The following is a 14,050-nucleotide window of genomic DNA, read 5'->3' on the forward strand; positions in this document are numbered from 1 at the left end:
GCTTTTGAAAGCAGCAATCCTATCTGTTTTGTTAGGCTAGGTCAGTTTGTTGCGGTGCACCACTAGGGATTGGGTCGATATGATCAGAACTTTTGCGATTCTCATTCTGTCGTGCTGGTCGATTGCAGGCTGGTCCGATGTCATCAACACAACCGGCGGGCCGGTTCAGGTTACTCAGGTGGTTAGAGGCCTTGATACACCTTGGGCGATTGGCATTCTTCCGGATGGCAGCTTTGTTGTCACTGAGCGAGATGGCGAGCTTTTGTACGTTGCCGGAGGTGAGGCGAAGCGCATCAAGGGTCTGCCAAAAGTGGTCGCGAACGGGCAGGGCGGTTTGCTAGATGTCACCATCGCGCGTGACTTCAATCGGACCCGCGAGCTTTTTCTGACTTTCTCCAAATCGCAACGAGGCGGTGCAGGCACCGCTGTCGCTGTCGCTCGTTTATCGGAGAACGGAGAACGTCTGACCAATCTGCGTGTGATATTCGAGGCCTCTCCCGGTGGCTTCGGCGGGCGCCACTTTGGTTCTCGCGTCGTTGAAGCGAATGATGACACGTTGTTCGTCACTATCGGTGACCGAGGTGATCGCCCGGCTGCGCAGGATCGAACGAACCACATGGGTACGGTCATTCGGATCAACCGTGATGGTTCAGTTCCCAGTGATAACCCGTTTGTGGGCAATCCCGGTGTCCGCCCCGAGATCTGGTCGTTTGGTCACAGAAACCCTCAGGGTGCCAATTTGGATCAGCAGGGCCGGCTTTGGGTTTCGGAACACGGGGCAAAAGGCGGGGATGAGGTTAATCTGATCAGACCCGGTGCCAATTATGGCTGGCCAGTGATTTCGTATGGCGTTCATTATTCGGGTCAGAAGATCGGTGAAGGCACGTCGAAGCAAGGAATGGAACAGCCCGAGCATTATTGGGATCCTTCCATCGCACCCTCTGGCTTGATGGTCTATTCCGGAAAACTTTGGCCGGAATGGAAGGGGAATCTGTTCGTTGGCTCTTTGAAATTCGACTACATTGCACGTTTGGCGGGCGATCCACTGCGTGAGGCTGAGCAGATCGAAGGCCCCGAGACCGAACGTGTTCGCGACATCGTCGAAGCACCAGATGGGTCGATCTGGTTCATTTCCGTTGGGCAAGGCGCGGTTTACCGAATGACGCCCCTCTGACGGTATTAAACGGGGTTAGGGCGTTTGCTTCTATGCCATTCGGTCACGGTGTATCTGTTCCGGGCTTCAGGGTGATCAGGAGATTTGAATGAGTGATTTTGTAATCGAGCTTTGTGAAACAATGCCGCCAAAGCGCGAACTTAATACGATCCTGGCACAATATTACGCGCTTATAGTGCAACGAATGCAGGATATGGGCTTTGAGATTGATCCAGCGGCCCCCGAAAGCGCATTGGCGGAGTTTTGGGCGCATACAGAGGATTACCTACCCCCGAATGGATGTCTTGTGGTGGCGCGAAACGATGCCGGAGACATCATTGGATGTGGGATGCTGAAACGATTTGATCACCAAACCGGTGAACTTAAACGGGTTTTTGTGACCGAGGAGGCACGGGGGACCGGTGCCGGGCGTGCCTTGATCGAAGCCCGGGAACAGGCCGCGCGTGATATGGGTTTGAAACGCCTCATCGCCGATACGCTTACACCGAATGTCGAAATGCGCGACCTGTACCCCAAACTTGGTTTTGTTGAACTGGACTCACCAATCGAAACCACGACCTATCTGGATCAACCGATGTTACGGCCGCACCTGCACTACTTTGCGAAAGATTTGTAAGGTTTCCCTGCGGCTTTGGATTAAACAGACAACCGACCGCTCTGTGCACCGCGTTCGCGATAAGGCGTGGTGTTGTAATGCGCCCGGTAGCATTTAGAGAAATGCGACGGGCTGGCAAAGCCGCAAGCCAGCGCCACATTGATGACGCTCATATCGGTCTGCATCAGCAAGTTCCGCGCTTTATGTAGGCGCAACTCCATGTAGTAGCGCTTGGGCGAGCGGCTGAGATAGCGGCGGAACAGACGTTCTAGCTGGCGCGTCGACATGCCTACGTCCTTGGCTAGAATAGAAGGCGAGATTGGCTCTTCTATGTTCTTTTCCATCATCAGGATAACCTGACTGAGCTTGGGGTGGCGCACGCCGATCCGTGTAGGTGTCGACAAACGTTGCGTGTCCTGATCCGTACGTATCGAAGAATAGATCATCTGATCAGCGACCGCGTTGGCCAGATCTTCTCCGTAATCTTCGGCAATCAGCTTGAGCATCAGGTCAATCGAGGATGTGCCGCCTGCAGTTGTCATTCGGTTGCCATCAACCAAAAACACCGACTTGGTCAGCTCTACAGTGTCGAATTCTTCGGCAAAACTGTCTGAGTTTTCCCAATGGATCGTAGCGCGCTTGCCTTCCAGCAAACCGGCTTTGGCCAGCGTATAGGCCGCGGTGCAAAGACCGCCGATTTTCAACCCTTTACGCGCTTCGCGGCGTACCCAGTTCAGGATGCGTTTGGTGGTTGCCGCTTGTACATCGACCCCCCCGCAGATCAGGACGACGTCGTCACGCTGCAATTCGGTCAGATCAGAATCAAGATTGAAAGAAGTACCGGCTGAACAAGTCACTGTTTCACCGCCTTCGCCCGTCAAGGTCCAGGTATAAAGCTCTCGGTTGGCCATTCGATTGGCGATCCGCAGACTGTCCAAAGCCGAAGCGAATGACAGAAGGGAAAACTTGTCCAAAAGCACAAATACAAAGTTATGCGGCTTGCCTGTGCTATGATCCACAGTGACAACTTGGCGTTGCTCTTGCATGGCGAACTGTCCTTGATTCGGCGCGCACCGGGATTTCCACGGTGGCGGATATGCCAGTCACCATGCTCAAAGCTTGATTATGGCGTCAAGAGGCGCAAAAGGGATATGGCCTCTCATTCATGCATTTTGTATAGAGGCCACCTGAAATACTTCAGCGGAGATAAAAGCTATGACTGAATGGCAAAAAACGAACTGGCGCAACAAGCCCCGGGTTCAGATGCCAGACTATACCGACGCGGCCGCGCTGGCCAAAGTCGAGGCGCAGCTTTCGCAGTATCCCCCGCTGGTTTTTGCGGGTGAAGCGCGACGGCTGAAGCAGCATCTGGGAGCCGCGGGTCGTGGCGAAGCGTTCCTGTTGCAAGGCGGGGATTGCGCTGAAAGCTTTGAGCAGTTCAGCGCGGATGCGATCCGTGACACGTTCAAGGTGATGCTGCAGATGGCAATGGTGCTAACCTACGGCGCCAAGGTTCCCGTGGTTAAAGTTGGCCGCATGGCGGGCCAGTTCGCAAAACCGCGCAGTGCGCCGACAGAGGTTGTGGACGGTGTGGAGCTGCCCAGCTACCGCGGTGACATCATCAATGAGCTGGCCTTTACACCCGAGGCACGTATTCCGAATCCCGACAAGATGCTTCAGGCCTATACACAGGCGGCGGCAACACTGAACCTGCTGCGGGCGTTCTCGACCGGTGGTTTTGCGGATATGAGCCACGTGCACTCGTGGACGCTGGGTTTCGCCGATGGGCAAGATGTTCAGAAATACTCTGAGATCGCTGACCGCATCCAGGATTCGATTGATTTCATGGGGGCCGCAGGCATCACCGCCGACACCACCCACGAATTCTCATCGGTGGAGTTCTACACCAGCCACGAAGGCCTGTTGCTTGAGTATGAAGAGGCGCTGACCCGTCTGGATTCGACCTCGGGCAATTGGTTGGCTGGTTCCGGGCACATGATCTGGATCGGCGACCGCACCCGTCAGCCCGACGGTGCGCATGTCGAGTTCTGCCGTGGCGTACTGAACCCGATCGGTCTGAAATGTGGTCCGACAACCAGTGCCGAAGACCTCAAGGTCCTGATGTCCAAGCTGAACCCCGAAAACGAAGAAGGGCGCTTGACCCTGATCGCGCGCTTTGGTGCAGGTAAAGCGGGTGAGCATCTGCCGCGTCTGGTCAAAGCGGTGAAGGAAGAGGGCGCACAGGTTACTTGGGTCTGCGATCCGATGCATGGCAACACGATCAAATCCGCGACCGGCTACAAGACCCGGCCGTTTGATTCCGTGCTGCGCGAAGTACGCGATTTCTTTGGCGTACATCAGGCTGAAGGCACGATCCCCGGTGGTGTTCATTTCGAGATGACAGGGCTGGATGTCACCGAATGCACCGGAGGTGTGCGCGCGGTGACCGAAGAGGATCTTTCGGATCGCTATCACACAGCTTGTGACCCGCGCCTGAACGCCTCGCAGTCGCTGGAACTTGCATTCCTTGTCGCGGAAGAACTGACCAACCTACGTCGTGACCGCAGCAAGCGCGCTGCAAGCTGACTTCGAATACATCCTGAATTAGTAAGACGGCGGGCATCATGCCCGCCGTTTTCATTTAGTCGTCACGTGATGATACCAACCTTAGGTGCGGTGCCCCTTTGAACGTGGTCTGGTCTTCAGCGAACCCCTCTGCTTGCTGTTGGACAGGCCTCGGAGGCTGTTGCAAATCAGAGATCGTGTTGACGCGGCGATCCGAGACGATGAAGCGACGCGGTGTCGACCCGATGGTTCCGTCGCTGACCATGACCCCAAGAATGCGGCTGACGTCGCCCAGATCGCTTTTAAGCGGCAGCAGGATCATGCGGGCCTGAAGGCTGGTTCGTCCCAGCTTGCCTTTCGAAAGCAAGCCCAGTTCGGCAACCGCGGGGCGGGTGAGGACTTGGTCCAGAATGGATTTGACATCATCGCGGGCGCTCGGTTCGAAAAAAGCCGTTAGGGGCATACCGCGAACTTCCATGCCCGCCAGATTGTTCAGGTGACTTCCCGCCAGCCGAAACCGGGCCAAACCCGGCGCGATGCGTTCCAGTATGAAAGTGTATTCGAGAATATTCTCCAGGCCGCGCGGATCGATCTGCGAGCGCATCGGAACGCATTCACCTGTCAGCAAGGCGGTCCAATAGGCTTCGGCCTGACGGATGGGAGAAAGGCTTCGCCCGCTGTCAAATCGGTCCATTGCGATGATCTTTCCAAGTTCTGAGCCGGAACCAGTCCCGAAAAAGGTTTTCATTTCATCACCCTACCATCAATCACTCGCGATTTTCCTAAAATGCCATCTAATGGGCAAAGCTGCGATCCGCCAGCTTTTCTGACTGTCAGATTGACACGAGTTAATACAATTTTGGAGCAATTCTTTAACGAATGGTTAACCTCTTGGCATTGATTGGGGAATGAGCAAGGTCTTGCCCCTTGCTGGTCAATGGCATTAGGTGCGACCAGTGAATTTGACGGAAAGGGCAGGCATGATCAAATCCATGACCGGTTTCGCCTCGGGCAAGGGGGCGTTTGGTCCCCATAGCTGGACTTGGGAATTGCGCAGCGTCAATGGCAAGGGGCTGGATCTACGTCTGCGGCTTCCCGATTGGTTGACAGGGTTAGAGGCCGCGCTGAGAGGCGATCTGTCGAAGCAGGTCAACCGAGGGAACATCACGCTGTCCCTTCGGATGGGACGGGAAGAATCCGCCGCGGATGTCCGGTTGAACACCCCAGCGATGGAAGCTGCGCTGGATGCACTGGCCCAGACCGAAGCGCTTGCAGGCGCGCGGGGCGTATTGTTGGCTCCGTCCAAAGCCAGCGATCTTCTTGCCTTGAAAGGCATGTTGGAAGCCGGAGCTGACGCGGATGATCCAGCCCAGCTTGTCGAGCACCTGAAGTCTGAGTTCGGTGGCTTGCTTGCTTCATTCATTGAGATGCGCGGTTCCGAAGGTGAAGCTCTGTCAGGCATTCTTGCGGGACAACTCGACCAAGTCGCAAAGCTGACGGATCAGGCCGCTGATCTGGCCGAGCGTCGCCGCGAGGAAATGGCGCAAAACATGCGCGAAAACCTGACACGCGTTCTCGACAATACGCAAGGTGCGGACCCTGATCGCGTTGCACAAGAACTGGCCCTGATCGCGGTCAAGGCCGATATTACCGAAGAAATTGACCGGTTGAAGGCCCATGTCACTGCGGCGCGTTCCCTTTTGACGCAAGACGGCCCGGTTGGGCGTAAGCTGGATTTCCTGATGCAAGAATTCAATCGTGAGGCCAATACGCTCTGCTCGAAATCGCAGAATGCCGAACTGACGGCGGTTGGGTTGGAGCTGAAAGCGGTCATCGATCAGATGCGCGAGCAAGTGCAGAACGTGGAATAAGGACGGGAACATCACATGGCGGATCGCCGCGGTCTATTAATCATACTGTCCTCGCCTTCGGGCGCAGGTAAATCCACTCTGGCCCGCCGTTTGATGCAATGGGATGTCGGTTTGGAATTCTCGATCTCGGCCACCACCCGTGCTCCGCGCCCGGGTGAGGAGCATGGCCGGGAGTACTACTTCCTATCCGAGGACGAGTTCAAACAGCAGGTGGCGGATGGGCAGATGCTGGAACACGCGCATGTGTTCGGCAACTTCTACGGCTCTCCTGCTGGACCGGTCCGCGAGTCCATCACACAGGGGCGCGATGTGCTGTTTGATGTTGATTGGCAGGGTGAAGTGCAGATCCGCAATTCAGATTTGGGCAAGCATGCGTTGTCGATTTTCATCCTCCCTCCCTCGATCCGTGAACTACGCCGCAGGCTGGAAGGGCGTGGGCAGGACAGCGAAGACGTGATCGCCAAGCGCATGTTGAAAAGCTGGGATGAGATCAGCCATTGGGGCTACTACGACTATGTTCTGATCAACGATGATTTGGATACCACGGAGGAAAGGCTAAAAACCATCGTCAGCGCAGAACGCATGCGTCGCATCCAACAGCCCAGCCTGCAGAACCACATCCGCTCGTTGCAGACCGAGTTCGAGGGCTTGTCATGACCATCTATGCTTTGGGCGATCACTCGCCGCAAATTCACGAAGACACCTGGGTAGCCCCCGACGCCAACTTGATCGGCAAAGTGGTCCTGGAACAAGGCGCTTCGGTCTGGTTCGGGTGCACCATCCGGGCCGATCACGAAGAAATCCGTGTGGGCGCAGGCAGCAATGTGCAGGAAAACTGCGTGATGCACATCGATGCGGGCTATCCGCTGACCATTGGGAAGAACTGCACAATTGGTCACAAGGTCATGCTGCATGGTTGCACGATCGGAGACAATACGCTGATCGGTATGGGGGCTATCGTTCTAAACGGGGCGAAGATCGGAAAGAACTGTCTGATCGGGGCAGGGGCGCTGATCACCGAAGGCAAAGAGGTTCCCGATAATTCGTTGGTCATGGGCTCGCCGGGCAAAGTTGTGCGGCAGCTTGATGAGGCGGCGGCCCAGAAACTAACGCTGAGTGCGCTGCACTATCAGGACAATATGCGTAAGTTTCGCCAAACATTGCGTCCGGTCTAAACGCGCATGACGGATACCCTGCTTGCCGAATTGGTTTCAGCCATTCCGATGCCCGCCGTGCTGGTCGGTCAGACCGAGCGTATTGTCGCCGCAAATAGCGAGGCGCGGACGCTTTTGGGGCACGCAATCGAAGGCAGGCATTTTGCCACAATCCTGCGCCAGCCTCAGGTTATCGATGCCGTCGAACAATGCCTGCGCTCGAAACAACCCGGCAAAGCGCGGCATCTTTCCAATGATGGTGCTCAGGATACGACGTTTGAGGTGCAGTGCAGATTCGTCGGTGGGACCGAGGCGGTATTGGCGGTATTTCAAGATATCACGCATCTGGAACAGGCAGGTCAGATGCGGCGCGATTTTGTGGCCAATGTCAGCCATGAATTGCGCACGCCGCTAACGGCCTTGATGGGGTTTATCGAAACATTGCGAGGCCCCGCCCGCGATGACACCGCCGCCCGCGACCGTTTTCTTCAGATCATGGCGGATGAGGCCAATCGGATGAACCGGCTTGTGGGGGATTTGCTGTCGCTGAATCGAGTGGAAAGTGAAGAACGGGTCAGACCCAAAGAGCCATTGGAACTGACAGGTCTGATTCAATCGACCTTAAACACTCTGCGACCGCTGGCGGATGATGCCAGTGTTGTTGTTTCGTTGGATGCCCCAAACGAGTCGATCGAGATGGTCGGAGACAGCGATCAGCTTCGTCAGGTGATAACCAATCTCGTTGAAAACGCGATCAAATACGGGGGCAGCGGTGGCAAGGTCGGTGTGGTCGTTACCCTGTCTGAGCGGGATACGGCGATGCGCGGTCCTGCGGTACGTATCAAGATCATTGATCAAGGGCCCGGTATTGATGCCAAACACCTGCCCAGGTTGACCGAACGGTTCTATCGCGCAGACAGTCACCGCTCGCGCGAGTTGGGCGGAACCGGACTGGGGCTTGCAATCGTGAAGCATATCGTCAATCGCCATCGGGGCAGGTTGCGGGTGGAAAGTGAGCCGGGGCAGGGCGCGACGTTTACGGTCATTCTACCACGCTGAGGTCGTGCCAAACGCAGGCTTTACTGGGGTGACGCTTCGTCAAGTTAAGAATTTCTGAGAAATTCATGAGTTGTCATGAAACCGTTACATACCTGTCACAAAAGGCTTACGCAGGCGTCATAGTGCTGCGCTCAGATCATCATGGGGATGATCAGTACCCATCCTTTTCAAGGAGACTGAAATGTCCTTTGTAAAACTGTCGGCTTCTGCGCTGGCTATCGCTGCCGTCTCGGCAACCACTGCTGCTGCGCGTGACAACGTTCAAGTTGCTGGCTCTTCCACCGTTCTGCCTTATGCGTCAATCGTTGCAGAACTGTTCGGTGAAAATACCGACTTCCCCACACCGGTTGTTGAATCAGGCGGCTCGTCCGCCGGTCTGAAACGCTTCTGCGAAGGCGTCGGTGAAAACACGATCGACGTTGCAAACGCATCGCGTGCCATCCGTGAAAAAGAGATTAAAGCATGCGCCGAAAACGGTGTGACCGACATCATGGAAGTCCGCATCGGTTATGACGGCATCGTATTTGCAAGCCAGCAGTCGGGTCCTGCGTTCACTGCGTTTGAGCCTGCGGATATTTACAACGCCATCGGATCGAAAGTGATGAAAGATGGCGCGCTGGTCGACAACAGCTTCAACAGCTGGGCCGAGTTCAACGCTGACCTGCCGGATGTGGAAATCGCAATGTTCATCCCGGGCACCAAGCACGGCACCCGCGAAGTGTTCGAAGACAAAGTTCTGCTGGCAGGTTGTGAAGCGACGGGCGCGATGGAAGCCATGGTCGCGGGCGGCCTAAGCGAAGATGACGCCGAAGATGCATGCCTGGACGTGCGCACCGACGGCAAATCGGTCGATATCGACGGTGACTACACCGAAACTCTGGCCCGCATCGACACCAACACCAATGGTATCGGCGTGTTTGGTCTGGCGTTCTACGAGAACAACACCGACAAGCTGAAAGTGGCTACGATGGGTGGTATCGCACCGTCGACCAAGAGCATCGCGTCGGGTGAATACCCCGTCTCGCGTCCGCTGTTTTTCTACGTCAAGAAAGCGCATATCGGCGTGATCCCCGGTCTGAAAGAATACGCCCAGTTCTTCACTCATGAAGAAATTGCTGGTCCCTCGGGCCCGCTGGCCAACTACGGTCTGGTTGCCGATCCTGAACTGGCAAAAACGCAGGACGCGATTGCCAACGAAGTAACCTTGGGTTCGGGCAGCTAATCACTCACCCCGATCGAATTGACTGGGGGCGGCGTTTTCTGTCGCCCCCAATTTTTCCCTAATCCCGATCAAGACCTATGGGGGCGTCATGCCAATTCTTTGGCTCATTCTGATCGTGCTTGCGATCGCGGCAGTCGGATATGTTTTGGGGCGAATGCGCGCCTTGCAAAGTGCCGGAGGGGACAGCCGCAATCTGCATTCTCTTCCCTCGTTTTATGGCGCTAACGTCGCACTGAAAGTCATAGTTCCCGCCTTAGGTTTGTTGATCGTCTGGCTGCTGGTTCAGCCGCTCTACGTTAACTCTCAGGTCTCGGAGATGGTTCCCGAAACGGCGATCAAGGAAGGATCGTCGCGCAGTCTTGTTATGGCCGAGGTGCGTCGGACCGCAAATGGTCTGGACAGTGCCGTTGCGCAGGGACATCTCACCGAAACGCTCGCACAGGATGCGCGGGCGGATATTTCCGAGATGACCCAAAAGTTGAAGGACGCGGGTCAAGTCGTAACCTCGGACATCACGCAGACGGTTTTGCATGCAGCTCAAGCCTATCGGGCGATAAATTCAACCGGTTACGCGATAATGTCCGCCGCTGTGATACTGGTCGCCTTGGCCGGGGCTGTGTTCAGTTGGTTACAGACGCATTCTGAATATCGTGCCCGCAATGTGGTTGAGCAGGGAATTCGTGTGATGCTGCTGGCGGCTGCGTCGATTGCGATCCTGACAACGGTCGGCATCGTCCTTTCGCTGGTTTTCAATACGTGGGAGTTCTTCAAGCTTTACCCGGCATCAGAATTCTTTTTCGGTACCACCTGGGCGCCCAGTTTCTCGGGCCGTGGTGGGGCATCAGATCTGGGTATCATCCCTTTGCTGTGGGGCACGTTCTATATCTCGTTGGTGGCGTTGTTGGTGGCCGTGCCAATCGGTCTTTTCGCTGCGATTTATCTCAGTGAGTACGCTTCTTCACGCGTGCGCTCGATCGCCAAACCAATGCTTGAGGTGCTGGCCGGTATCCCGACCATCGTTTACGGCCTTTTCGCCCTGCTGACCGTTGGCCCGCTGTTGCTGAGCGTGTTCGGGGATGATGGTTTGGGCTGGATGAAAGCCGGTACGGCAGTGATGACCGCCGGTCTTGTCATGGGCATCATGCTAATCCCGTTCGTTTCATCGCTTTCTGATGACATCATCAACGCAGTGCCGCAGGCGATGCGGGACGGCTCTTACGGGTTGGGGGCCACGCAGTCAGAGACCATCCGACAAGTCGTCTTGCCTGCTGCTTTGCCCGGGATCGTCGGTGCGATCTTGCTGGCAGCTTCGCGCGCCATCGGTGAGACCATGATCGTGGTTCTGGGGGCAGGGGCCGCCGCGCGTCTGGACCTGAACCCGTTCGAGGCCATGACCACCGTCACCGCCAAGATCGTCAGCCAGCTGACGGGCGACGCCGATTTCGCCTCGCCCGAGGCCCTCGTCGCCTTCGCGCTTGGCATGACGCTGTTCATCCTCACGCTGGGGCTGAACGTTTTCGCCCTTTATATCGTGCGCAAGTATCGGGAGCAGTACGAATGACCGACGCCAGCATGCAAAATACCTCGACCTCGCTGACTGCATCCGATGCCCGGACCAAAAAACGCGAGGCTGCTGAAAAGCGTTTTCGCGCCTATGGGATCGTCGCCATCGCGACCGGATTGTTCTTTCTGATTGTGCTGTTTGCCTCAATCTTGTCGCAGGGCATCCCGGCCTTCCAGCGCACAGTTATCAGTTTAGAATTCACGCTGAGCGAAGCGCAGCGCGATGAAGCCGAAGGCACGATGTTCAAGACAAAGGCCTACTCCAATCTGTTCATTTCGGAACTGAATGAACAACTGGCCGAAAGTGGCATCACCGTGGATTTCGATCAGGATGCCATCGAGCGTCTGTTGGGCAAAATCGGCGGTACGATCCGAACCTTCTATGCCGATAATCCTAGCAAGCTGGGTGAGCCGATCATGTTCGATCTGGCGGCTTCAAGCCGTGTGGATGGCTACTTCAAGGGTCGGGTGTCTCGTGACACACTGCAGGACAGCCGCTTCCTGCAACTCAGCGATCTGGATCTGGTGGACGCGCTGAAAGAAGCGGGGATCATTAAACAGGCTTTCAACTGGCCGTTCATCACTGGTGCGGACTCGGGCGTGGATAACCCCGGTGGCGCGGGTATTGGTGCCTCGGTCGTCGGTTCGTTCTTCATGATGTTGGTGGTGCTGTGCCTGTCGCTGCCCATTGGAGTCGCCGCCTCGATCTATCTGGAAGAATTCGCGCCGCAGAACAAATTTACCGACCTGATCGAGGTGAATATCTCGAACCTGGCCGCCGTTCCGTCTATCGTGTTCGGTATCCTGGGTCTGGCCGTGTTCATCCAATTTATGCACCTGCCGCAATCAGCGCCGCTGGTGGGTGGTCTGGTCCTGACCCTGATGACGTTGCCAACGATCATCATCTCGACCCGAGCCTCGCTAAAGGCGGTTCCCCCGTCTATCCGCGACGCGGCGTTGGGGGTAGGGGCCTCGAAGATGCAGGCCGTCTTCCACCACGTGCTGCCGTTGGCCGCGCCCGGTATCCTGACTGGTACCATCATTGGTCTGGCGCAGGCGCTGGGTGAAACTGCTCCGTTGCTGTTGATCGGCATGGTGGGTTTTGTCGCCCGAGGCTATCCCGATGGCTTTTTGGCGGGCTTCACCGAGCCGAACTCGGCCATGCCGGCACAGATCTACACCTGGGCCGCGCGTGCCGATGTGGGTTTTTACGAGAAAGCCTGGGGCGGCATCATCATCCTTTTGATGTTCCTGCTGACCATGAATATCATCGCTATCATCCTGCGCCGCCGCTTTGAACGCCGCTGGTAGGAGGGGTTTAAAATGAACGATATGACACGAGTGGAGAGAACCGTGGACTCCAAAGACATCAAGATCAACGCCAAGCAGGTTCAGGTCTACTACGGTGAGACCCACGCCATTAAGGACGTGAGCGTCGATATCGAAGACAAGACTGTGACGGCTTTCATCGGTCCCTCTGGCTGCGGTAAATCCACCTTCTTGCGCTGTCTGAACCGGATGAACGACACAATCGACATTTGCCGGGTGCAGGGTGATATCCTGCTGGACGGTGAAGACATTTACGACAAGCGCGTCGATCCGGTACAGTTGCGTGCCAAGGTCGGCATGGTTTTTCAAAAACCGAACCCGTTCCCCAAATCGATCTATGACAACGTGGCTTACGGTCCGCGTATCCACGGCCTTGCCAAGAATAAGGCAGAACTGGATGAAATCGTAGAGAAATCTCTGCGTCGTGGTGCGATCTGGGATGAGGTCAAGGACCGTCTGGATGCCCCCGGTACCGGCCTTTCTGGTGGTCAGCAACAGCGTCTTTGCATCGCGCGCGCCGTAGCCACCGAGCCTGAGGTGCTATTGATGGACGAACCCTGTTCGGCGCTCGACCCAATCGCAACCGCGCAGGTCGAGGAACTGATTGACGAACTGCGTTCACGCTATTCAGTGGTGATCGTAACCCATTCGATGCAACAGGCCGCGCGGGTCAGTCAGAAGACAGCGTTTTTCCATCTGGGGAACTTGGTTGAGTTCGGCGAAACCGGGCAGATCTTCACCAACCCCGAAGATCCCCGAACCGAAAGTTACATCACCGGCCGGATTGGCTGAGCACAGGATAACTGCAATGAGCGAACAACATATTGCATCCGCGTTCGACCGCGACCTTGAGGCCATCCAAGCACACATCATGAAGATGGGTGGACTGGTCGAAGCCGCCATTATGGGCGCGGCCCGGTCGCTGGAGACCCGCGACGAAGAACTGGCAAATGAAGTGCGTCAAGGCGACAAGGCCATCGACGCACTGGAAGAACTGATTGACGAAGAGACCGCGCGCCTGATTGCCTTGCGTGCACCGACGGCCAGCGATTTGCGGCTGGTGCTGTCCGTGCTGAAGGTTGCGACCAACCTTGAACGGATTGGAGATTACTCCAAGAACATCGCCAAGCGAACGACCGTTCTGGTGAATGCCGGCGAAATCAACGGCAGTGCCGCCGCTCTGCGTCGAATGGCGCGCGAGGTCGAGCGGATGCTGCGCGACGCGCTGGATGCCTATATCCAGCGTGATGCTGAGCTGGCGCAGGACGTGATCGAGCGGGATCTGGAAGTGGACCAGATGTATAACGGCCTGTTTCGCGAGTTCCTGACCTTCATGGCGGAGGATCCGCGCAACATCTCATCGTGTATGCACCTGCATTTCATCGCAAAAAATATCGAACGCATGGGCGATCACGTCACCGCCATTGCCGAGCAGGTCGTCTATCTCGTCACCGGCGAGAGACCCAGCGAAGCGCGCCCCAAAGCCGACAACACGTCGCAAACGATCTAGGAGATCTC

The 14,050-nt window shown here is 56.3% G+C and carries 14 protein-coding genes; 12 read left to right on the forward strand and 2 right to left on the reverse strand.

Features of this window, described 5'->3' with window-relative positions:
- Nucleotides 1–79: 79 nt before the first annotated feature.
- Nucleotides 80–1,174, forward strand: coding sequence for a PQQ-dependent sugar dehydrogenase (locus ACR0MJ_RS04995; RefSeq protein ID WP_480759582.1), 1,095 nt, complete (start codon nt 80–82; stop codon nt 1,172–1,174).
- Nucleotides 1,175–1,262: 88 nt separating this feature from the next.
- Nucleotides 1,263–1,790: a GNAT family N-acetyltransferase gene (locus tag ACR0MJ_RS05000; protein WP_170562711.1), complete on the forward strand. Its 528-nt coding sequence runs from the start codon at nt 1,263–1,265 to the stop codon at nt 1,788–1,790.
- Nucleotides 1,791–1,810: 20 nt separating this feature from the next.
- Here ACR0MJ_RS05000 and ACR0MJ_RS05005 read toward each other — a convergent pair whose 3' ends face one another.
- Complete coding sequence (locus ACR0MJ_RS05005) at nt 1,811–2,815, reverse strand: GlxA family transcriptional regulator (protein WP_170393055.1); 1,005 nt, start codon at nt 2,813–2,815, stop codon at nt 1,811–1,813.
- Between the two features lie 169 nt (nt 2,816–2,984).
- Between ACR0MJ_RS05005 and ACR0MJ_RS05010 the strand changes: the two genes are divergently transcribed.
- A complete protein-coding gene (locus tag ACR0MJ_RS05010; RefSeq protein ID WP_223118039.1) occupies nt 2,985–4,355 on the forward strand; it encodes a class II 3-deoxy-7-phosphoheptulonate synthase in 1,371 nt (456 codons plus the stop codon).
- A 55-nt stretch (nt 4,356–4,410) separates the two neighbouring features.
- Here ACR0MJ_RS05010 and ACR0MJ_RS05015 read toward each other — a convergent pair whose 3' ends face one another.
- Nucleotides 4,411–5,082 (reverse strand): PAS domain-containing protein, encoded by a 672-nt coding sequence (locus tag ACR0MJ_RS05015; RefSeq protein WP_480759587.1) that lies wholly within the window; start codon nt 5,080–5,082, stop codon nt 4,411–4,413.
- Between the two features lie 232 nt (nt 5,083–5,314).
- Between ACR0MJ_RS05015 and ACR0MJ_RS05020 the strand changes: the two genes are divergently transcribed.
- The 9 genes from ACR0MJ_RS05020 (at nt 5,315) to phoU (ending at nt 14,042) form a co-directional block, all read left to right on the forward strand.
- Nucleotides 5,315–6,205: a YicC/YloC family endoribonuclease gene (locus tag ACR0MJ_RS05020; RefSeq protein WP_170393692.1), complete on the forward strand. Its 891-nt coding sequence runs from the start codon at nt 5,315–5,317 to the stop codon at nt 6,203–6,205.
- 15 nt (nt 6,206–6,220) lie between these two features.
- On the forward strand, nt 6,221–6,862 hold the full coding sequence (gene gmk / locus ACR0MJ_RS05025; protein WP_170683828.1) for a guanylate kinase: 642 nt from the start codon (nt 6,221–6,223) through the stop codon (nt 6,860–6,862).
- Nucleotides 6,859–7,380: a gamma carbonic anhydrase family protein gene (locus tag ACR0MJ_RS05030; protein ID WP_170646059.1), complete on the forward strand. Its 522-nt coding sequence runs from the start codon at nt 6,859–6,861 to the stop codon at nt 7,378–7,380. The genes gmk and ACR0MJ_RS05030 overlap by 4 nt, the downstream gene beginning before the upstream one ends.
- A gap of 6 nt (nt 7,381–7,386) precedes the next feature.
- Nucleotides 7,387–8,418 carry an ATP-binding protein gene (locus ACR0MJ_RS05035; RefSeq protein WP_170393060.1) on the forward strand — a complete coding sequence of 344 codons (1,032 nt, stop codon included), beginning with the start codon at nt 7,387–7,389 and terminating at the stop codon, nt 8,416–8,418.
- Between the two features lie 181 nt (nt 8,419–8,599).
- Nucleotides 8,600–9,640 (forward strand): substrate-binding domain-containing protein, encoded by a 1,041-nt coding sequence (locus ACR0MJ_RS05040; protein WP_480759593.1) that lies wholly within the window; start codon nt 8,600–8,602, stop codon nt 9,638–9,640.
- An 88-nt stretch (nt 9,641–9,728) separates the two neighbouring features.
- Complete coding sequence (gene pstC, locus ACR0MJ_RS05045; protein WP_170405796.1) at nt 9,729–11,201, forward strand: phosphate ABC transporter permease subunit PstC; 1,473 nt, start codon at nt 9,729–9,731, stop codon at nt 11,199–11,201.
- Entirely contained in the window at nt 11,198–12,514 is a 1,317-nt protein-coding gene (gene pstA, locus ACR0MJ_RS05050; RefSeq protein WP_480759600.1) for a phosphate ABC transporter permease PstA, read from the forward strand. Before pstC ends, pstA begins: the two co-directional genes overlap by 4 nt.
- A 12-nt stretch (nt 12,515–12,526) precedes the next feature.
- Nucleotides 12,527–13,324, forward strand: a complete 798-nt coding sequence (pstB, locus tag ACR0MJ_RS05055; protein WP_170393064.1) for a phosphate ABC transporter ATP-binding protein PstB — start codon at nt 12,527–12,529, stop codon at nt 13,322–13,324.
- Nucleotides 13,325–13,340: 16 nt separating this feature from the next.
- A complete protein-coding gene (gene phoU / locus ACR0MJ_RS05060; RefSeq protein ID WP_170393065.1) occupies nt 13,341–14,042 on the forward strand; it encodes a phosphate signaling complex protein PhoU in 702 nt (233 codons plus the stop codon).
- Nucleotides 14,043–14,050 lie beyond the last annotated feature (8 nt).

The organism is Ruegeria sp. C6, from assembly GCF_056537625.1.

Excerpts from the sequence above, each read along its gene's own strand:
- ACR0MJ_RS04995 (WP_480759582.1), top strand. The coding sequence starts at position 80 with ATGATCAGAACTTTTGCGATTCTCATTCTGTCGTGCTGGTCGATTGCA.
- ACR0MJ_RS05000 (WP_170562711.1), top strand. The coding sequence starts at position 1,263 with ATGAGTGATTTTGTAATCGAGCTTTGTGAAACAATGCCGCCAAAGCGC.
- ACR0MJ_RS05005 (WP_170393055.1), bottom strand. The coding sequence starts at position 2,815 with ATGCAAGAGCAACGCCAAGTTGTCACTGTGGATCATAGCACAGGCAAG.
- ACR0MJ_RS05010 (WP_223118039.1), top strand. The coding sequence starts at position 2,985 with ATGACTGAATGGCAAAAAACGAACTGGCGCAACAAGCCCCGGGTTCAG.
- ACR0MJ_RS05015 (WP_480759587.1), bottom strand. The coding sequence starts at position 5,082 with ATGAAAACCTTTTTCGGGACTGGTTCCGGCTCAGAACTTGGAAAGATC.
- ACR0MJ_RS05020 (WP_170393692.1), top strand. The coding sequence starts at position 5,315 with ATGATCAAATCCATGACCGGTTTCGCCTCGGGCAAGGGGGCGTTTGGT.
- gmk (WP_170683828.1), top strand. The coding sequence starts at position 6,221 with ATGGCGGATCGCCGCGGTCTATTAATCATACTGTCCTCGCCTTCGGGC.
- ACR0MJ_RS05030 (WP_170646059.1), top strand. The coding sequence starts at position 6,859 with ATGACCATCTATGCTTTGGGCGATCACTCGCCGCAAATTCACGAAGAC.
- ACR0MJ_RS05035 (WP_170393060.1), top strand. The coding sequence starts at position 7,387 with ATGACGGATACCCTGCTTGCCGAATTGGTTTCAGCCATTCCGATGCCC.
- ACR0MJ_RS05040 (WP_480759593.1), top strand. The coding sequence starts at position 8,600 with ATGTCCTTTGTAAAACTGTCGGCTTCTGCGCTGGCTATCGCTGCCGTC.
- pstC (WP_170405796.1), top strand. The coding sequence starts at position 9,729 with ATGCCAATTCTTTGGCTCATTCTGATCGTGCTTGCGATCGCGGCAGTC.
- pstA (WP_480759600.1), top strand. The coding sequence starts at position 11,198 with ATGACCGACGCCAGCATGCAAAATACCTCGACCTCGCTGACTGCATCC.
- pstB (WP_170393064.1), top strand. The coding sequence starts at position 12,527 with ATGAACGATATGACACGAGTGGAGAGAACCGTGGACTCCAAAGACATC.
- phoU (WP_170393065.1), top strand. The coding sequence starts at position 13,341 with ATGAGCGAACAACATATTGCATCCGCGTTCGACCGCGACCTTGAGGCC.